General features: G+C 72.8%; 15 protein-coding genes. 6 read left to right on the top strand and 9 right to left on the bottom strand.

Going from position 1 to position 18,274, the window contains the following annotated elements:
- Window positions 1–217: 217 nt before the first annotated feature.
- On the bottom strand, window positions 218–1,312 hold the full coding sequence (locus ACICHK_RS10065) for a DUF5925 domain-containing protein (protein WP_151474789.1): 1,095 nt from the start codon (window positions 1,310–1,312) through the stop codon (window positions 218–220).
- 498 nt (window positions 1,313–1,810) lie between these two features.
- Here ACICHK_RS10065 and ACICHK_RS10060 point away from each other — a divergent pair, with 498 nt between their 5' ends.
- Complete coding sequence (locus ACICHK_RS10060; protein WP_406836636.1) at window positions 1,811–2,617, top strand: SGNH/GDSL hydrolase family protein; 807 nt, start codon at window positions 1,811–1,813, stop codon at window positions 2,615–2,617.
- Between the two features lie 88 nt (window positions 2,618–2,705).
- On the opposite strand, the gene ACICHK_RS10055 is transcribed toward ACICHK_RS10060, so the two are convergent.
- The 4 genes from ACICHK_RS10055 to ACICHK_RS10040 all read right to left on the bottom strand — a co-directional run bounded on the left by ACICHK_RS10055 (window position 2,706) and on the right by ACICHK_RS10040 (window position 9,616).
- Window positions 2,706–4,355, bottom strand: coding sequence for a protein kinase domain-containing protein (locus tag ACICHK_RS10055; RefSeq protein ID WP_406836635.1), 1,650 nt, complete (start codon window positions 4,353–4,355; stop codon window positions 2,706–2,708).
- Between the two features lie 45 nt (window positions 4,356–4,400).
- Window positions 4,401–6,290 (bottom strand): sulfite exporter TauE/SafE family protein, encoded by a 1,890-nt coding sequence (locus ACICHK_RS10050; RefSeq protein WP_406836634.1) that lies wholly within the window; start codon window positions 6,288–6,290, stop codon window positions 4,401–4,403.
- Entirely contained in the window at window positions 6,287–7,963 is a 1,677-nt protein-coding gene (locus ACICHK_RS10045; RefSeq protein ID WP_406836633.1) for a tetratricopeptide repeat protein, read from the bottom strand. The genes ACICHK_RS10050 and ACICHK_RS10045 overlap by 4 nt, the downstream gene beginning before the upstream one ends.
- A gap of 111 nt (window positions 7,964–8,074) precedes the next feature.
- Window positions 8,075–9,616 carry a DUF4331 domain-containing protein gene (locus ACICHK_RS10040; RefSeq protein WP_151474794.1) on the bottom strand — a complete coding sequence of 514 codons (1,542 nt, stop codon included), beginning with the start codon at window positions 9,614–9,616 and terminating at the stop codon, window positions 8,075–8,077.
- A gap of 330 nt (window positions 9,617–9,946) precedes the next feature.
- Here ACICHK_RS10040 and ACICHK_RS10035 point away from each other — a divergent pair, with 330 nt between their 5' ends.
- The 3 genes from ACICHK_RS10035 (at window position 9,947) to ACICHK_RS10025 (ending at window position 11,760) form a co-directional block, all read left to right on the top strand.
- A complete protein-coding gene (locus tag ACICHK_RS10035) occupies window positions 9,947–10,489 on the top strand; it encodes a sigma-70 family RNA polymerase sigma factor (protein WP_151474795.1) in 543 nt (180 codons plus the stop codon).
- Window positions 10,490–10,556: 67 nt separating this feature from the next.
- A complete protein-coding gene (locus ACICHK_RS10030; protein ID WP_406836632.1) occupies window positions 10,557–11,375 on the top strand; it encodes an anti-sigma factor domain-containing protein in 819 nt (272 codons plus the stop codon).
- A 115-nt stretch (window positions 11,376–11,490) separates the two neighbouring features.
- The gene (locus ACICHK_RS10025; protein ID WP_406836631.1) at window positions 11,491–11,760 is read left to right on the top strand and encodes a hypothetical protein; all 270 of its coding nucleotides are present in this window, start codon (window positions 11,491–11,493) and stop codon (window positions 11,758–11,760) included.
- A 158-nt stretch (window positions 11,761–11,918) separates the two neighbouring features.
- On the opposite strand, the gene ACICHK_RS10020 is transcribed toward ACICHK_RS10025, so the two are convergent.
- The 4 genes from ACICHK_RS10020 to hmgA form a co-directional block, all read right to left on the bottom strand.
- Window positions 11,919–13,127 carry a CaiB/BaiF CoA transferase family protein gene (locus tag ACICHK_RS10020; RefSeq protein ID WP_406836630.1) on the bottom strand — a complete coding sequence of 403 codons (1,209 nt, stop codon included), beginning with the start codon at window positions 13,125–13,127 and terminating at the stop codon, window positions 11,919–11,921.
- A 115-nt stretch (window positions 13,128–13,242) separates the two neighbouring features.
- Complete coding sequence (locus ACICHK_RS10015) at window positions 13,243–14,430, bottom strand: type ISP restriction/modification enzyme (RefSeq protein ID WP_406836629.1); 1,188 nt, start codon at window positions 14,428–14,430, stop codon at window positions 13,243–13,245.
- Between the two features lie 41 nt (window positions 14,431–14,471).
- The gene (locus tag ACICHK_RS10010; RefSeq protein WP_151474799.1) at window positions 14,472–15,221 is read right to left on the bottom strand and encodes a GntR family transcriptional regulator; all 750 of its coding nucleotides are present in this window, start codon (window positions 15,219–15,221) and stop codon (window positions 14,472–14,474) included.
- Window positions 15,222–15,270: 49 nt separating this feature from the next.
- On the bottom strand, window positions 15,271–16,605 hold the full coding sequence (hmgA, locus tag ACICHK_RS10005) for a homogentisate 1,2-dioxygenase (protein WP_406836628.1): 1,335 nt from the start codon (window positions 16,603–16,605) through the stop codon (window positions 15,271–15,273).
- Between the two features lie 368 nt (window positions 16,606–16,973).
- Between hmgA and ACICHK_RS10000 the strand changes: the two genes are divergently transcribed.
- Both ACICHK_RS10000 and ACICHK_RS09995 read left to right on the top strand, forming a co-directional pair.
- A complete protein-coding gene (locus tag ACICHK_RS10000; RefSeq protein WP_406836627.1) occupies window positions 16,974–17,513 on the top strand; it encodes a hypothetical protein in 540 nt (179 codons plus the stop codon).
- 99 nt (window positions 17,514–17,612) lie between these two features.
- Complete coding sequence (locus ACICHK_RS09995; RefSeq protein WP_151474802.1) at window positions 17,613–18,230, top strand: TetR/AcrR family transcriptional regulator; 618 nt, start codon at window positions 17,613–17,615, stop codon at window positions 18,228–18,230.
- Window positions 18,231–18,274 lie beyond the last annotated feature (44 nt).

Here is an 18,274-nt window from a genome sequence, read left to right as displayed (position 1 = left end):
CGGCCGGCCTCGGGCTCGACTCCGGCGCGGGTCGGGCCGAGGGGCGGCCCGGGTGCCCGAGCACGGCTCGGCCCCGCCGGGGCCGGACCGCCGGGTCCGAGATCCGGCCGGTTTCCGTGCGGCCCCGCCAGGCCCGAGATCCGGTCGGTTTCCGTGCGGCCCCCGCCGGGGTGTCGGTCCGGGCGGTGGTGGCCGTCGGCGCGGCTGCGGGGCGCGGCTACAGGTACAGGCCCGCGTCCGCGCCCTCGCGCTGGTCCGGCACCGAGGTCGGGGTCGTCCCGCGGCGCAGCGCGTACAGCTCCGCGAGGGTCGCGCCCTCGCGCGAGACGCCTTCCTCGGTGCCCAGCCAGCCCACCGCCTCGCGGCGGGTGAGCGGTCCGACCTCGATCCGGGCGAGGCAGCGGCCGGGGCGGACCACGGCGGGGTGGAGACGCTCCAGGTCCTCGTTGGTCGTGACGCCCACGAGGACGTTGCGGCCCTGGCCGAGCAGTCCGTCGGTGAGGTTGAGCAGCCGGGACAGGGCCTGGCCCGCGGTGTGCTTCGCCTCGCCGCGGATCAGTTCGTCGCAGTCCTCCAGGAGCAGGAGCCGCCAGCGGCCCTTGCCGCTGCCGTCCTCCTCGCCGATCGCGATGTCCATCAGATAGCCGACGTCGGAGAAGAGCCGCTCGGGGTCCAGCACGCAGTCCACCTGGCACCAGTCGCGCCATGAACGGGCCAGTGTGCGCAGGGCGGAGGTCTTTCCGGTGCCGGGCGGGCCGTGGAGCAGCAGCAGCCGGCCCGCGATGTCCTCCGGGGTCGTCTTCATCAGGCGGTCCATGGCGTCCGCCACCGGCGCCGTGTAGTTGGGGCGGACCTCCTCCCAGGTGCCCGCGGAGATCTGCCGGGTCGTGCGGTGCGGTCCCCGGCGCGGCGACACGTACCAGAAGCCCATCGTGACGTTCTCCGGCTGCGGTTCCGGCTCGTCCACCGCGCCGTCCGTGGCCTGCTTCAGCACCTTCTCGGCCAGTTCGGCGCTGGTCGCGGTCACCGTGACGTCGGCGCCGCGGTTCCAGCGGGACACCAGCAGGGTCCAGCCGTCGCCCTCGGCGAGGGTGGCGCTGCGGTCGTCGTCGCGCGCGGAGCGCAGCACCCGGGCGTCCGGCGGGAGCAGGGTGGCCCCGGAGCGCACGCGGTCGATGTTCGCCGCGTGCGAGTGCGGCTGCTCGCCCGTCGCGAAGCGGCCGAGGAACAGGGCGTCGACGACGTCCGACGGCGAGTCGCTGTCGTCGACGTTGAGCCTGATCGGCAGAGCGTCGTGTGGGTTCGCAGACATGTCGCCATGATCTGTCACGCGGGCGCCCCGTGCACCCGGTTTCCGCGGTGTGCCGTGTGTGTCGCGTTCGGTCCCGCTCTTCCGGTGTACCCCGTCCGCCCGTTGCGGGGGTGCGGTGCGACGGGATCCCCGTCCCGCCCTCGGGGCGGCGGGACGGCCGCCGGACGGGCGAGGGGCCGCCGGGCGGGGACCGACGGCACTGCCGCACAGCCGAGTTGACGGATCTCTTCGGCAACCGGGCCGCGCGACACCGGAATTGGCGGTCGGTGAGCCGTCCGTCGGGCCGCGGGCGTGGCCCGAAGCGGTCCCCGGGAGTTGACAGGTCGTCCTCCCGTGTCGTCCCGCTGTCGCCCGACCGGCACGGACATGTGGCGGGATAGGTGACGAACAGGGACGGATCCATCGGTTGATGCATAAGAGTCTTGGCATGGACACTTCCTGTCAATGCGCGTAGCTGCTACCAAAGTTGTGGCAGAGATCCTGCTAAAGGGAGGTTCCATGAAACGTCCCAGATTTTCGGCATACATGACCTCACTCCTCCTGGCCGCCGGCCTCGCCCTCACCGGGGCGGCCGCGGCGCAGGCTCGAACCGCGGCGGCCACCGGCTACGTGGCGCTCGGTGACTCCTATTCCTCCGGCGTCGGCGCGGGCAGCTACATCAGCTCCAGCGGCTCCTGCGACCGCAGCACGAAGGCGTACCCCTACCTCTGGAACGCCGCCCATTCACCCTCGTCGTTCGACTTCACCGCTTGCTCGGGCGCTCGTACGGGTGATGTGACGGCGAACCAGCTCGGCCCGCTGGGCTCCTCCACGGGCCTCGTCTCGATCACCATCGGCGGCAACGACGCCGGTTTCTCGGACGTCATGACGACCTGCGTCCTGCAGTCCGAGAGCACCTGCCTCTCACGCATCGCCACGGCGAAGGCGTACGTCGACTCCACGCTCCCCGGCAAGCTCGACTCGGTCTACTCGGCGATCAGCGCGAAAGCCCCGGCCGCCCACGTGGTCGTCCTCGGCTACCCCCGCTTCTACAAGCTCAACGGCAGCTGCCTGACCGGACTTTCGGAGACCGAACGGTCCGCCATCAACGGCGCGGCCGACTATCTGGACAGCGCGATCGCCGTTCGTGCCGCCGCCCACGGCTTCACGTTCGCCGATGTCAGGGGCAACTTCACCGGCCACGAGATCTGCTCCGGCAGCGCCTGGCTGCACAGCCTGAACTGGCTGGACATCGGGGTGTCCTACCACCCGACCGCGAGCGGACAGTCCGGCGGCTACCTGCCGGCCCTCTCCGGAGCCGCCTGACCTCCGGGCCCCCACCCCGGAACCCTTCGAGAGAACACCGCCCCGGCGGGGAGGACGCCCGCCCCGCCGAGGGACACCGCCCGCCCCGTCAGGGGGAGGCGGACACGGATGCGGAGGCCCCGTCCGTCGGGGTCTCCGTCATACAGGTGATGGTGAACGGAACGGAGTTCGAGGTCACGCGCACCGGATCGCGCACCTCCACGTGGATCGAGTTGGAGAACTCCCCGCTCGTGTCGTACGTCGTCGCCACCACCGTCTTCTGCTGGGTCCTTCCGCCGCCCGAGGGGAACGAGAGCGTCTTCCAGCTCGCGTCGGTCACCTCGCCGGTCTCGGTCACCCAGCGGTACTCGACATCCACCGGAACGCGGCCGACCGTGAACGTCGCCGTGAACGAGGGGGCCTGCGCGCCGGGCGGCGGGCAGGCGCCCGTGTAGTGGGTGTTGTGGCCCGAGACCGTCACCTGTACGGACTGCGCGGGCGGAGCGGTGGTCGAACTCCCGCCGCCGGGCTCGCTCTTGGAGGGGCTCGTGCCGCCGGTCGCGCCCGCCGCGGCGCTCTGGCTCTTGTGGCCCTCCGAGGCCGTGCCCCCGTCGGTGGTGCCGGTGCCCCCGCTGCTGCTGTTCCCCTGACCGGTGTGGCCGTCCGAGCCGTCCTGGTTCAGCAGGGCGTACGTCAGCCCGCCGATGGCGAGGGCCAGCGCGATCAGGCCCGCGACGATGGCGACGGTGGCCCGGCGGTTGCGGTCGGGTTCCCCCGCGGGGCCCGCGGGGGTGGCCGAGGGCACGGTCGCGGGAGGCGGGCCGAAGCCCTGGGGCGGTGTCGAGGACGTCGGCGCCGGCAGTCCGAACGCCCCGATCGTCGGCGCCCCGGAAGAGGGGGACACGGCGCCCGCGGGGCGCGTGGGTGCCGTACCGCCCGCCGCGACGACGCGCAGCTCGTGCTCGGCCGCCTCGGCGCTCGTCCGCTCGGCGGGGTCCTTGGCGAGCAGCCCCTCGACGACGGGGGCGAGCGGACCCGCGCGACGCGGCGCCGGCAGCGGTTCGTCGACGATGGCCCGCAGGGTGCTCAGCGGAGTGGGCTGCCGGAAGGGCGAGTTGCCCTCGACCGCCGCGTACAGCAGCACCCCGAGCGACCACAGGTCCGACTCGGGCCCGGGGGTGCGGCCGAGCGCCCGCTCCGGAGCGAGGAATTCGGGCGATCCGATGACCTCGCCCGTCATGGTCAGGGCGGAGGTGCCCTCGACCGTCGCGATGCCGAAGTCCGTCAGGACGACCCGTCCGTCGTTCGCCATCAGCACGTTGCCCGGTTTGACGTCCCGGTGCAGGACGCCCGCCTCGTGCGCGGCGCGCAGCGCGGCGAGCACCTCGGCGCCGATGTGGGCGGCGCGCCGGGGATCGAGCGGTCCCTCGGCGTCCAGCAGATCGGAGAGCGCGATGCCGCGGATCAGCTCCATCACGATCCAGGGCCGGCCGTCCTCCATGGCCACGTCGTACACCGTCACCACATTGCGGTGGGAGACACGGGCGGCCGCCCAGGCCTCCCGCTCCAGACGCGCGTACATCCGCTCGACCTCGGAGTCGGGAAGCCCGGCCGGGGCGCGGACCTCCTTCACGGCGACCTCGCGTTGCAGCACTTCGTCGCGGGCGCGCCACACCGTGCCCATACCGCCTTCGCCCAAGGGCGAGAGCAGCCGGTAGCGCCCCGCGATCACACGTTCACTGCCCGGACCTTCGGACACGTGCGTCCCCCATTCGCTTGCGCGCGATTTCTCCCCAAAAGTACCTCAGCCGAGTACGGATGCCGCCCCCTTGAGCACCAATCCGGCCCCGAGGGCCACGACGATCAGCGCCGATCCGAGGGGCGCGGTCCTGCGGACCAGGAGCACGAGGCGTCCCTCGGCCCACCGCCGGCGTCCGGCCAGGGCGCGGTTCACGCCGCTGCCGAGCTTGACGACGGCGAACCCGGCCGCCGTCAGCGTCAGGGCGAGCCCGACGCCGTACGCGAGCACGAGGAGGAGGCCGAACCAGGCCTGTCCGAGCGCCGCGGCGCCCACGAGGACGACGACGGCCGAGGGACTGGGCACCAGCCCGCCGGCGAAGCCGAGCAGGATCGTTCCGCGGAGGGTGGGGGCGATCTCGTGGGTGTGGGTGAAGCCGCCGTGGGTGTGTTCGAGGGTGGGGGAGTGGTGGTCGTGCTCGTGGCTGTGGTCGTGCGGGTGCGGGTGCGGGTGCGGGTGCGGGTGCGGGTGGTCGTGGGTGTGGGGCCGGGATGCTGTCGCTGTCGCCGTGGGAGCGCCGGTGGTGACGGACGCGGTGGCGTGGGCCAGGACCAGGGGGCGCGCGGCGTGCCGGTGCGGAGTGTCCCCGTGGTCGTGGTCGTGGTCGTGGCCGTGATCGTGATCGTGTGTGTGCTGGGGGAGGAGCGGGTGCTCGTGGTCGTGCGAGTGGTCCGGGCCGTGTTCGTGCGTGTGGTCATGAGCCGCGGCCCGGTCGTGGTCGTGCTCGTGCGCGTGGTCGTGCCCGTGAGGCGACGCGTGGTCGTGATCGTGGGTGTGGTCGTGCGGGTGGTCCGTGTCGTGCCGATGCCCGTGGCCGTGCCCGTGGTCGTGGGTGTGGCTGTGTCCGTGGCCGTGCGCGGAGGGCCGGTTGCGCCAGGCCCGTCGCAGGAGGGTGATGCCGGCCCCGGTGACGAGGACGCCGCTGGACACGCCCAGCCAGGCGATCACGGAGGGGGCCGCCGCCGAACCCGCGGTGACCAGCAGGCCGAGCGCGACGACACCGAGGGTGTGGGTGACGGTCACCGAGGCGGCGAGCGGCAGCACGTCCTTGAACCGGGCCCGGCCCCCGCGCGCCGCCGCCGTCGCGGCCATCAGGGTCTTGCCGTGGCCGGGCGCGAGCGCGTGCATCGCGCCCAGGCCCACGGCGATGACCAGGGCCAGGGCGGCGAAGCCGAAGGTGAGGTGGCGTCGGGCCACCAGGTCGTTCAGGGCCTGGGTCCAGCGGTCGGCGCCGCGCGGGAGCACCGAGGCGGCCGGAGCGTCGCGCCGCTCCTCGACGAGGGCGGGGCCGCCGGGCCGGATCCGCAGCGAGGCGGTGGCGGTGTCGGCGGGGGAGGAGAGCAGCGCCTTGGGGTACCGGGTCAGCTCGGACGAGACGGACTTCCGCGGTACGTCCGAGGAGGTGAGCGTCATCCGGTCGCCACGGGCGGTGATCTCGCGCCAGCCGGGGCCGTGGTCGGCGCCCGCGCCGTGGAAGCCCACGGCGACCGTGTCCTTGCCGGGCAGCGGCGCCGTCAGCCGGCACTCCACGCGCAGGGTGTCGAGTCCCGCCTGCCCCGGTCGCAGGCGCGCCGTGCTCGCGCCCGCGCTGAGCGTCACCGCCCGCCCGTCCACCGTGACCTCGCTGTCGTGCGCGGCGGCCTCGCAGCGCTGCCGGGCCCAGCCGTCCAGACCGAGCCTCTTGATGTCCGGCCCGGCCTGGGTGGCGGGGATCTCGGCCAGGTCCTCGACGTGATCGACCCGCAACTGTCCCGGAGCGGCCACGAGACCGTCGTAGCGGTTGACGGTGAAGTTGCCGAGCGGATGCGCGCTCGCGGATCCGGAGGGGACCAGTACGAGCGCACAGGCCGCGGTCAGGACCGTTCCGCACAGGGCGAGGAACCGGGGCGCCCTCACTTCGCGGCCTCCAGTGCCTCACGGGCCTCGCGGGCGCCCAGCGGCGAGAAGCCCGGGTTCAGGTCCAGGGCCGCCTTCAGCGCGGTGCGGGCCTTGCCGGTGTGGCCGTTGGCCCCCTCGATGACACCGAGGTGGTAGAGGAAGGAGGCGTTGCGGTAGCCCGTCGCCGTGGCCCGGCGCGCGTACGGCAGGGCTTCCGCGTCGCGGCCCGACACGTGCAGGGCCCAGGCGAGCGCGTCCGCGGTGTGCACGGTGTGCCGGCGGGCCCACTCGGCGCGGGCCGCCGTCAGCGCGGCCTCGTGGTCGCCGTGGTCGGCGGCCGCCAGCGCGGTGTCGAGGTCGGCGTTGACGCCGTAGGAGTGGGCGAGGGAGATCCAGGCGTTCACCAGGGCGTACTGGTCGCGGGCCTTCTGCGCGTCTCCGGCCGCGCCCCGGGCCTCGTACAACTCGCCCAGTTCGACCAGGGGCTGGGGCAGCGGGTAGCGCTGCACGATCTGCTCCATCCCCTTGATCGCCGCCGCGCGGTCGCCCAGCGCGGCCTGTGTGCGGGCCCGGCCCTCGAGGGCGGGGAGGTAGGTGTCGTCGGCGGCGAGCGCCCGTGCGTAATAGGTGAGAGCGGAGTGGTAGTCGCCCTGGTTCCAGGCCAGTTGGCCGAGCGCGGACGCCACGTACGAGATGTCGCCGCGGCCGGTCGCCGTCGCGAGCGCCTGTTCCAGGACCCGGCGGGCGGTCTTCACGTCGCCGCTCAGCTCGTGGACGTAGGCGAACCGGGTGAAGACGGGGACGCCCGGCTTCCGGGAGTCCGCCAGGTCGGCGGCCTTCGACGCCTCGTCGTAGCGGCCGAGTTCGACGAGGGCGTCGATGCGGGAGGACAGGGCGCGCTCGCTGTAGGGGTTCTGCTCCAGCGCGAGGTCCGCGTACTTCAGGGCGCCGGTGAAATCGTGCCGGGCGGCCGCGAGGGCGGCCTGTCCGGCGAGCGCGGGATCGTAGTCGGGGCGCAGCTTCAGGGACCGGCCGAGCGCTTCCTGGGCCTGGGGGTAACGCGAGGGGTCGCCCTTGGTGCGGGCCTGTTCGACATAGGCGAGACCGAGCGTGGCCCAGCCGCCGAAGTCCTTGGGCTGGGTGCGGAGATGGGTCTGGAGGGAGCGGATGCTCGCGTCGAGGTCGCCGCTCGCGAGCAGTTGCGGCGACACACCGCTGGACACGGCCGCGACGGCGGGCGTCGTCGCACCGTCCCTCAGGGCGCCGAGCACCACCGAGCCCGCCGTCATGGCGACCGCCAACGCGGCTGCGCAGAATCCGAGTTGGGCGGCCCGCCAGCGGCGCTGCGACCGCGACAGCCGGCGCACGGCCGCCACCCGCTCGTCGACCGCGTCCGCCGTGCCCCCGCCGGGGACGGCTTCCGCGGTCCCGTCGGCGGGTGCCGCCTTCGCGGCGTCCGCCTCGCGCGCCGGTGCCCCGGGGTCCTCGTCCCCGGCCGTGGCCGCCGGGGTGGCGGTGACGGTCTCGGCGACCGCCGTCTCCGCGGTCCCGTCGGCGACCGCAGCCTCCGCGGTCCCGTCGGCCGGTGCCGGCTCCACGGTGCTCTCGTCGGGCATGGCCGCCGCGGTGTTCTCGTCGGGTGTGGCCTTTTCGGCGTCCGGCGTCGCGTCGTCGTTCGTACGCGGGGACATGCCCTCTCCTCAAAGTCCTCGGAAAACGGTCGTTTGTGGGGGGTGGGGCGGCGCGGCCCGCACCGTGGGGGGTGTGAACTGCGTGCGGGCCGCGCCAGTCGGTGAGCCGGGTCAGTAGGCCCGGTTGTACATCCGTCGGCGCCACCACAGCAGGCCGGAGCCGATGAGCAGGATGCCGGCGGCGCCCGCCGCGGCGGAGCCCGCGATCAGCATGGTGTCGGTCTTGCCGCCGGCGTCCGTTCCGGCGGGCTGCAGGGCGTCGCCGAGCTGGCTGCGCACGTCGGTGCCGCTGGTCGTGCCCTTGGCGAGCGCGCCGCGCGAACCCGAGGTCGGCAGGGCGACGTACGGGAAGGACTTCTCGAAGCCCTTGTCGTTCTTGTCGACCGCGTCGCCCAGGTCGTTCTTGGAACCGACCAGTTCACCCTCGACGACCTGGAGCGAGGCGTCGATCACGTCGTCGGTGAGGCGGCGGCCGTTCGGGAAGCCCGCGTTGTCGCCGTCGAGGACACCGAGCCGCTTGGGGTGCATGGTCGGCTTGATCGAGGTGTTGAGGCGCAGCTCCTCCGCCGGACGCACGTGCGGCGGCTGGTTGAGGCCCTTCACACCCTTCAGGAACACGTCGACCAGGTCGTTGCGGGGCTCGGCCGGGGCCTTGATCTTGTAGATCCCCTCGATGAGCTTCGGCAGCTCCGGGTTGGTCACGTTCTTCAGGAACTGGGCGTCCTCCCAGGGCGCGGACGCGTTGAACTTGTCCTTGTCCTTCTGCGGGTTGACGACCTCGTTGACCAGGGGCATGCCCAGGCGCGAGACCTGGGTGTAGTGGCCGCGGGCGTCCCGGCGCTGCGTGGTGGACCAGATGCCGACGATCGGCTGGCCCTCCGACTCACGGATCATGTCGTTCGGGACCTGCAGGGCGATGGAGTTGACGTTGTAGCCCTTGAGGGTGTCCCGCCCGACCTCGGACAGGTTCCCGCCGTACAGCAGGTCGAAGACGCGCAGGTCCAGGAAGAACGGGTCGTCCGCCTGGCCGGCGAACGTCGTCGAGCCGCCGGCGAGCTTGGAGATCGCGTGGTGGCGCAGCTTCGCGTAGTCCGGCATCGACGCCTTGCCGACGTTGGACGGGGCGACCGGGACGTCGTCCGCGACCTTGGTCCTCGAGACCACCCGCTGGTTGTGCAGCCGCAGCAGTTCGATGTCGTACGTCTGCGTGATGTTGAGGTCCGGGTCGTCGAGGCTGGTGACCGGGCCCGTGTTGTAGAGGAACGTGTTGCCGTTCTTGCGGTGCGTCTTGAAGGTGTAGCGGTAGATCAACTCACCTTGCGCGTCACCGTTGTTGTCGATGTGGATGTCGTACTGGGCGTCGTCGGCGAACGTGTAGAAGTTCGGGCCGCCGGCCGGCTCCTCGAAGGGGATCCAGTTCGCCACGATCGTCGTCGTGTCGGGCTTGTCCGGGCTGACGAACGCGTACACGTCCGTGTTGTCGTACTGGGGAGTGCCCGAGATCAGGGGGGCCTCCCGGTGGCTGGAGGCGGAGGCCGCCCCCGGCGTCAGCGCCGTCGCACCCGCGGCCGCGAGCCCCCCGGCAGCCAGCGCACCGCATACGAGGGTCGCGAGAGTCCTGCGACTCGCGCCGGTCCTGGAGATAGGTGTCATGCCGTCCGTCCTCTGTCCAACTTGCCTGACGCACGCCATTCGGAGCGGTCGCCGGGGTGGATTGGTCGAATCCCAAACGTCTTTACGGCGGTTCTCGCAGCTTGTTTCATCGACGGGCCGGCTTCTTTTCCGGCGGGCCCTCCGGCAGGCCGGCGCGGGACGCGCGGGACCGCCGGTGGCGGACAGGGGACAGACCGGCTGCGGAACGTACGAACTGATCGGTGACGGACACGCGTTTTCCGCTCGCTGATCCGTAACCCATCCGTAGGCAGGTTCGCTGCGAAGACGTAAGGGAAGGGACGGGCCGTGCGGGGCCGAAGAGGGGGACGGGTGGAAGCCGACGAACTACTGGTACTGGTGGCCGGAGGAGACCAGAGGGCGTTCGAGGAGCTGTACGGACTGGTGTCCGGGCCGGTGTTCGGACTGGTGCGCCGTGTGGTGCGCGACCCGGCGCAGTCGGAGGAGGTGTCGCAGGAGGTCCTGCTCGAACTCTGGCGCTCCGCGCCGCGGTTCGACCCCGGACGCGGCAGCGCCCTGTCCTGGATCCTCACCCTCGCGCACCGCCGTGCCGTCGACCGGGTGCGCAGCGCCCGCGCGGCCACCGAACGCGAGCAGCGCGAGGGGCGGCGCAACCACCACCCCGCCTTCGACCAGGTCGCCGAGGAGGTCGAGGCCGGCCTCGAACGCGAGTGGGTCCGCCGCTGCCTCGACCGGCTCACCGCCCTGCAGCGGCAGTCCGTCACCCTCGCCTACTACGACGGCTACACCTACCGTGAAGTCGCCGAGCGGCTCTCCCTGCCGCTCGGCACCGTCAAGACCCGTATGCGCGACGGGCTCACCCGCCTGCGTGAATGCCTGGGAGGAGTCGCGTGAACGTCCACGACCGCCTGCCGGGCCGTGATCCGCACGGAAGAGAGAACGGAAGAGAGAGGGGTGCCGCATGAGCGTCCTCGACCGACTGATGGGCCGGGATCTGCACTCCCTCGCCGCCCCCTACGCCCTCGACGCACTGGAGGGCGACGAGAGGCGCCGTTTCGAACGCCATCTGAAGGGCTGTGACCGCTGCGCCGAGGAGGTGCGGGCGCTGACCGAGGACGCCGTGCGGCTCGCCTGGTCCACGGCGGCGGCCCCGCCGGCCGCGCTGCGCGAGCGGGTGCTGACCGCCGTGCGGACGACGCCCCAGGAACAGGCCTCCGTACGGATGACCCCTCAGGAACGGGCTGCCCGGGACCTGCCCGGAGTACGGGCGGCCCATCAGTCCGCGCGGGCCGGTGCTCCCTGGTTCCGCCCGCTGTTCGCCCCGCTCGCCACCGCCACGGCCGCCGCGGCGCTCGTCGTCGCCGCGCTGTTCGCGGTGCAGGCGACCCAGGCGCGCGACCGGCTGGACCAGGAGCGTGCCCAGGCGCGTGAGATCGCCCACGTTCTCGCCGCCCCCGACGCGCGGGCGACCGCCGGACGGGACGCGCGGGGCCGCGGAATCGGAGTAGTGGCCTCCGCGTCGGAGCGGCGCGCCGTCGTGACGCTGAGCGGACTCGGCACTCCTCCGGACGGGCGCGTCCGTCAGCTGTGGCTCATGCGCCCCAACGAGAAACCGCGTTCCCTCGGTCTCTTCGACGGCGACACGCCCCTCGTCGCCGACGGACTGAACCCCAACGCGACGTCACTCGCGGTGACGGTCGAGCCTTCCGGCGGCTCGGAACAGCCCACTACCTCGCCGGTTGTCCAACTCGCCCTGGAAACGGTTGGATTCGGAGAGTAACCGTCAACCCCCTTATGGGGAAGGTGAATCCTTTGTCCGAGATACACACGCGCCGCGAGGGGGCGATAGGGTTACTCTGCCCGGGCCGGGTGGACTTGTACGGGTGGGGAGTGACATGGAACAGATAACGATGCGCAGCAGGGCACGTGTCCCTGCGATCACGTGCGGGAGCAGCGCGACCAGTTCGCGCCTCGACCGACATCTCGCGGTGCTCGGCGGTCCCGCCATACCGCAGCGCGAGACGCTCGAGGCGACGTCGCTGATGCGTGAGCTCACGACCCGTGACCACGCGCACGACAGCGGCTCCAGGGTCGCGCGCGTGCGGCGGGTCTCGCTGTTCGCGCCGCTCAGGCGGCTGCGCCGCTCGCTGTTCGGCAGCCGCTGACCGGCTGTCGGCACCGGCCTTCTCGACCCGCGCTCCGGCGACTCCACCGAACCGGCGCAACGCTGCCCCTCCGCGTCCGTCATCCCCACGGCGGGCAGCGGTGCCCGGTGATCACCACGTCCGGAGCGCGGGTCACCACCGTCACCGGGCCGTGAGGCTCAGCGCACCACTCCGTCCCGCCGCAGCTCGGCGACGTCCGCCTCGGTCATGCCCAGCGCCCGCAACACCACCCCCGTGTGCTCGCCGAGCCGCGGGACGGACCCCATGCGAGCATCCTCCCCGCCCGGCAGCGTGATCGGAGGCAGCAGCGCCCGCAGCGGTCCGACCGGCGATCCCACGTCCCGCCATCTGTTCCTGGCCGCCAGCTGCGGATGTTCCGCCACCTCCGTCACGTCCCGCAGCCGTGCGCAGGCGATGCCCGCGGCCTCCAGGCGGGCCACCGCCTCGTCGGCGCCGAGCGCGCCCAGCGCCCGGGCGACCACGGTGTCCACGTGCTCCCGGTCGGCCACCCGCGCCGCGTTCGTGGCGAAGCGCGGATCGTCCGCCATCTCGGGCCGCTCCAGCACCTGTTGGGCGAGCCGCCGCCACTCCCGGTCGTTCTGCACCGACAACAGCACGTGCCCGCCGTCAGCCGTCGAATAGGCGTCGTAGGGCACGATCACGCTGTGGGCGAGACCCGTGCGGGCCGGCGGGGTCCCGCCGTGCATCGCGTGGTGCAGCGGATGCCCCATCCACTCCGCGAGCGCGTCCAGCATCGACACCTCGACCGGACCCCCGCGCCCGGTCGTGCCGCGCCGCACCAGCGCCGCCAGGACCCCCGAGAACGCGTACATGGCCGCCGCGATGTCCGCGGCGGGGATGCCCGCCTTCACCGGCTGCCCGGGCGTCCCGGTCACCGACACGAGCCCCGCCTCGCACTGCACGAGCATGTCGTACGCGCGTTTTCCGGCGTACGGCCCCGACGGTCCGTACCCGGAGATGTCCACGGCGATCAGCCGCGGATGCTCGCCGCACAGGGTCGCCGCGTCCAGTCCCAGCCGGGCCGCCGCCCCCTGCGCGAGGTTCTGCACGAACACGTCCGCCCCCGCGACGAGCCTGCGGACGACATCGAGCCCGCGCGGGTCCTTCAGGTCGAGGGCGATGGACTCCTTGCCCCGGTTGCACCACACGAAGTGCGAGGCCAGGCCATGGGCCGTGGTGTCGTAGCCCCGGGCGAAGTCCCCGCCGTCGATCCGCTCGACCTTGACGACCCGGGCGCCCAGATCAGCGAGCTGCCGGGTCGCGAAGGGCGCGGCGACGGCTTGCTCGACGGCGACGACGGTGATGCCTTCGAGGGGCAGGGGCTCTGGCTGCATGCGATGGATCATGGACCCTGGGCATACATTTGTCATGCACTGATTTCCGCGGGGTGATCCGGCCGTCCTCGGCCGGCGGGCCCCGGCGCGGCGAGGGGTGATGCGCGCCCGTAATGGGACCGCACCGCTAGATCAGCGCGAACTGGCCCTCGGGACCCTCTTCGTGGTGGTCGAGCACCGACGCCGGGCGGCAGGCCGTGTCCGGGACCGGGAGCACCCCGGCCGTGCGCAGCTCCGCGCGGGTGATCGATGGCCCGGACTCCAACGCGGCCTGCCGGGGCCGTAGTTCCGCGAGGAGCGCGAGCACCGTGATGAGTTCGAGGAGTTCTGACGTCCACGCCTGCGGCCAGCCGGCGGGGCCGATCGCCTCCAGGGTGCCGGGCTCTCCCGCCCCGGACCTCGCCGCGAACCACTGCTCGAGCACGCGCGCGCCGCCGACCTCGAAGTCCCAGGCCTCGGGCGGCACGGGCGAGATCCTGCCCTCGCCGAGGTGCAGGCACTCCTCGGCGCGGTCGTAGTGCGGGTCGGCGAGGAGGGGGCCCGCGGACAGCGGTGCGCGCACGTAGGGGCGCCGGCCGCCGGGGAGTTTGGGGCGCTCGCCCCCGCGGCGCATCAGCCGGAGCATGCGACGGCCCAACTCGACTCCGGACGACCACACTTCGGGGTCGGCGGTGAGCGGGACCACGCAGCCGTCCCGGCCGTGCCGCGCGACCGCCATGGTCCAGGCGAGGACGTCGACAGGAGCGGGCGGGTGGCCGAGGCGGGAGCCGAGGTGCTCCGACAGGCCCGGCGCCAGGTTCGGTTCACGGCCGCCGGGACGCCGGTAGAGGGGACGCACCCGCCCGCCGCGGCCGGCGCTCAGCGGCAGCACGGAGGCGGCCAGCAGGGCCGGACCGGACGTCCCGGGCACATGGGACTGCTCGACCGCGAACACCTGCTCGTCGTCCGCCACCCGCCACAGCTCGGGGCGGGCCGAGTCGATCAGCCTGTGATCGGGAATCAGCCACTGCTCGTCGAAGGGGGCGCTCAGCACCCGGACCGGTGCCGGGCAGGGGTCCGACGCCCGCGCGAGACGGCCCGTCCCGCTGGACTGGCCCGGCAGCTGGGCGACCGCGGAGTGCGTCGTGCGCGCCCGCGTCGGCCCGAACAGCGTCTCGCGGTCCGCCCCCTCGGCCCGCACGAGGGCGTCCCAACGGGCTTTCAGGGAGGCCGGGTCGGGGGCCGTCGGCCACCTCCGGCCCAGTCTCGGCGGTGCGACGGACCACGGCATGAGGTCCGCGAGCAGCGGAGCGGCGTCGGGCGTCACGCCCGGCATCGTACGACGCGGGCGCCGTCCGCCGTCCCCGTACGCCATCGTCAGTGCGCGTCGAGGGTGACGGTGAACGAGAAGCGGTCGCCCCGGTAGTGGATGACCGCGACGTCCAGCGCCTGCCCGTCCTGGCCGTGGATGACGCCCGTGTAGCGCAGGATCGGGCTGAGCAGCGGCACCTGGAGCAGCCGCGCCGTCTCCGGGTCCGCGAGCGTGGCCTCCACCGTGTCGGTGATCCGGCTGATGCCGACCCCGAGCACGTCCCGCAGCACCTTGGTCATCGGCCAGCGGATCAGGTCCTCCCGGTCGATGCGGTCGGCCAGCTCCGGCCGGAGGTAGTTGCGCGCGTGGTTCGTCGGCTCACCCGTCGTCTCGTCGCTGCGCAGCCGGTGGTACGTCGCCACCTCGTCCACATCGGGGAAGAACTCCGCCAGTTCGCCGGGAACGGGCGCCTTCCCCTGGTCCAGCAGCTCGGTCGTCATGCCCGACTGCTGGGCCACGATCGTGTCCACCGAGCCGAGCAGCCGCACGGGCGCGCCGCGCCGGGCGCTCGGCTCGATGAACGTGCCCCGCCGGCGGTGCCGGGTGATGAGCCCCTCGGTCTCCAGCTCCTTGAGCGCCTGCCGCATGGTCAGCACGCTCACCCCGTAGTGCCCCGCGAGCTGCTCCTCGGTGGGCAGGCGCAGGGGGTCCTGAGGGGTGCGGCCGAGTATGGAGGCACGCAGGGACTGCGACACCTGGTACCACAGCGGCAGCTTGCGGTTCAGGACGATCGAATCGGGAGCGAAGGAGGTCACGAGGGTATCCGTACCGGTCGCGGGCGTGGAAGGCAACGGCCGGTGAGGCTCAGCCGGCCGGACGGAAGTGCCGCCCGAGCCCCTTCCAGACGTCGTCGTAGCCGCGCTGGAGGTGTTCCGCCCGCGCCGCCTGGGCCGTCGCGGTCACCGGCCAGCGGGTCTCGAACATGAAGGCCAGGCCGTCGTCGATCTTCTGCGGCTTCAGCTCGGCGGCGCTGGCGCGGTCGAAGGTCTCCTGGTCCGGTCCGTGCGCCGACATCATGTTGTGCAGCGAGCCGCCGCCCGGCACGAAGCCCTCCGCCTTCGCGTCGTACGCGCCCTCGATGAGCCCCATGTACTCGCTCATCACGTTCCGGTGGAAGTACGGGGGCCGGAACGTGTCCTCGCCCACCAGCCAGCGCGGCGCGAACACGACGAAGTCGACGCCAGCCAGACCCGGGGTGTCGGACGGCGAGGTGAGCACCGTGAAGATCGAGGGGTCCGGGTGGTCGTAGCTGATGGAGCCGATCACATTGAAACGGCGCAGGTCATAGACGTACGGCACATGGTTTCCGTGCCAGGCGACCACGTCCAGCGGCGAGTGGTCGTACGTCGCCGTCCAGAGGTTGCCGCAGAACTTGTTCACCACCTCGACCGGGCCCTCGACGTCCTCGTACGCGGCGACCGGGGCGAGGAAGTCACGGGCGTTGGCGAGGCCGTTGGCGCCGATCGGGCCGAGGTCGGGGAGCTGGAAGGGCGCGCCGTAGTTCTCGCACACGTAACCGCGGGCGCCGGGGCCGCCCTCCGGCGCCGGGTCCAGCAGCTCCACCCGGAAGCGCACCCCGCGGGGGATCAGCGCGATGTGTCCCGGCTCCACGTGCAGCAGCCCGAACTCGGTGCGCAGCAGCAGTCCGCCGCGCTCCGGGACGATGAGCAGCTCGCCGTCGGAGTCGCTGAACACCCGCTCCATCGAGGTGTTGGCGTGGTAGAGGTGCACGGCGATCCCGGTGCGCTGGCTCGCGTCGCCGTTGCCGCCGAGGGTCCACAGGCCCGCGAGGAAGTCCGTCCCGGCCGGGGGCTCCGGAAGCGGGTTCCAGCGCAGCCGGTTCGGGTCGGGCACCGTCTCCGTGAACGGGGCGGTCCGCAGGGCGCCGTTGTCGGTGCGGGTGAACGCCGGGTGGGCGGCCGACGGCCGGATCCGGTACAGCCACGAACGCCGGTTGGACGCCCTCGGCTCGGTGAACGCCGAACCGCTCAGCTGCTCCGCGTACAGGCCGAGCGGTGCGCGCTGCGGCGCGTTGCGGCCGTGCGGCAGGGCCCCCGGGACCGCCTCCGAGCCGTGTTCGTTGCCGAATCCGGAGAGATGGGCCAGCCCCTCGGCCGTCTTCCTCGCGTCCCCGCTCATGATCGCTCCCTCGTGCCTGATTCCTATGCAACACCGTAGGATTCCGTCCCGCCCCGCGCAAGAGGCCGGCCGGGGGCCGGGCGGCGGATGGCCGGATTTGCCACGGGACTAGGCCCTGTCGTCAAATTCCCGTCGTCGCCCGAAGGGCGGCCCTGCGGCGTCCGGTGCGTGCTCTCGGCGTGCCGGGCGGAAGTCCTCGTACTGGACGTACTTGGGCTTTCGCCCGGTGCGGCGAGAGGGCGTGCCGGGCGTCGCGGGGCAGGCGGGAATTTGACGACAGGGCCTAGTACTCGAGAGTGGGTGCGCGGTCCAAGAACCCGACTTCAGGGGGATCCGGCCGCCAGAAGCCCTGTTCTACGCTCCCGGACATGCGGTGGACGCTTGGACTGCTCGCCGCGCTCGTGGTCTGCGCCCTGCTCGGCGGAGCCGCGGGCTGCGGAGCCGGTGATGCGCACGGACGGGGGACCGCGATCTCCGCCTCGCCCGTCGGCACGTTGCTCGACGAGATGGACGAGGAGGGACGGCTCTACCGCGAGGTGGGCGGGAAGGGGGCACCCGGGGTCGCGATCGAGATCCAGCCCGCCCCCGCCGGCGGATGGGACGTGCGGCTGACCGTCCGCGACTTCCGCTTCTCGCCCGCGGGCACGCCGGCCGTGCCGGTCGCCGGGCGCGGCATCGCCCACCTCTACGTCGACGGCCGGACCGTCGCCCGGCTGCGCACCGCCGAGCACCACCTGGCCGGGCGCCTCGTGCCCCGCGGCACCCACCACGTCACCGCACGGCTGTACGCGGACGACGGCACCGTGTGGGCCGTCCACGGCGAGCCCGTCGAGAGCACGGCCGACGTCACGGCCTCGGAATCCGGTCCGGCGCCCGGCCCGGAACCGGCGGCACCCGGGGCGCGGTGAGTGGTCACGGCAAGCGGGTGCCCCGCCGGAAATGAGTGGTCATGGCACGGAGGCGCGTACTGAGGGGGGAGGTTCACCGGACCCCGGCGGAAAGGCATCATGAAGACCGTGCCCCATACGACCTCGCTCCGCAGAGCGCCCGTACAGCGGCGTAGCGCAGAACGACTGACCAGGATCCTCGACGCCTGCGCCGACCTCCTCGACGAGGTGGGCTACGACGGGCTGAGCACGCGGGCCGTGGCCCAGCGGGCCGGTGTGCCCATCGGTTCCGTCTACCGCTTCTTCGGCAACAAGCGGGCGATGGCCGACGCGCTCGCCCAGCGCAACCTGGAGCTCTACACCGAGCGCGTCGCACAGAGCCTGCGGGAGGCGGACGGGGGCGGCTGGCGGACCGCGATGGACGCGGTGCTCGACGAGTACCTCGCCATGAAGCGCACCGCGCCGGGCTTCTCCCTCGTCGACTTCGGCAACCAGATTCCCGTCGGTGCCCGCCACGCCGAGCCCAACACCCGGGTCGCCGACCGCCTGACCGACCTGCTCTCCGGCTATCTCGGCCGGTCCCCGGACGACGACCTCCGCCGCTGCTTCCTGGTCGCCGTGGAGACCGCCGACACGCTGGTCCACCTCGCCTTCCGGATCGATCCCGAGGGGGACGAACGGATCATCGAGGAGACGCGTGAGCTGCTGCGGGCGTATCTGGCCAGGGTCCTCGACTGACCGGTCCCGTCCGACGGGTCCACCCGCGGGACACCGGAGCCGCC

It is taken from the genome of Streptomyces sp. AHU1, assembly GCF_045343905.1.
GTDB lineage: Bacteria > Actinomycetota > Actinomycetes > Streptomycetales > Streptomycetaceae > Streptomyces > Streptomyces triticiradicis.
This window is presented reverse-complemented; position numbering and strand designations above follow the sequence as displayed.

Coding starts and splice junctions, on each gene's coding strand:
- ACICHK_RS10065 (WP_151474789.1), bottom strand. CDS start 1,312: ATGTCTGCGAACCCACACGACGCTCTGCCGATCAGGCTCAACGTCGAC.
- ACICHK_RS10060 (WP_406836636.1), top strand. CDS start 1,811: ATGAAACGTCCCAGATTTTCGGCATACATGACCTCACTCCTCCTGGCC.
- ACICHK_RS10045 (WP_406836633.1), bottom strand. CDS start 7,963: ATGTCCCCGCGTACGAACGACGACGCGACGCCGGACGCCGAAAAGGCC.
- ACICHK_RS10040 (WP_151474794.1), bottom strand. CDS start 9,616: ATGACACCTATCTCCAGGACCGGCGCGAGTCGCAGGACTCTCGCGACC.
- ACICHK_RS10030 (WP_406836632.1), top strand. CDS start 10,557: ATGAGCGTCCTCGACCGACTGATGGGCCGGGATCTGCACTCCCTCGCC.
- ACICHK_RS10025 (WP_406836631.1), top strand. CDS start 11,491: ATGGAACAGATAACGATGCGCAGCAGGGCACGTGTCCCTGCGATCACG.
- ACICHK_RS10020 (WP_406836630.1), bottom strand. CDS start 13,127: ATGATCCATCGCATGCAGCCAGAGCCCCTGCCCCTCGAAGGCATCACC.
- ACICHK_RS10015 (WP_406836629.1), bottom strand. CDS start 14,430: ATGCCGGGCGTGACGCCCGACGCCGCTCCGCTGCTCGCGGACCTCATG.
- hmgA (WP_406836628.1), bottom strand. CDS start 16,605: ATGAGCGGGGACGCGAGGAAGACGGCCGAGGGGCTGGCCCATCTCTCC.
- ACICHK_RS10000 (WP_406836627.1), top strand. CDS start 16,974: ATGCGGTGGACGCTTGGACTGCTCGCCGCGCTCGTGGTCTGCGCCCTG.
- ACICHK_RS09995 (WP_151474802.1), top strand. CDS start 17,613: ATGAAGACCGTGCCCCATACGACCTCGCTCCGCAGAGCGCCCGTACAG.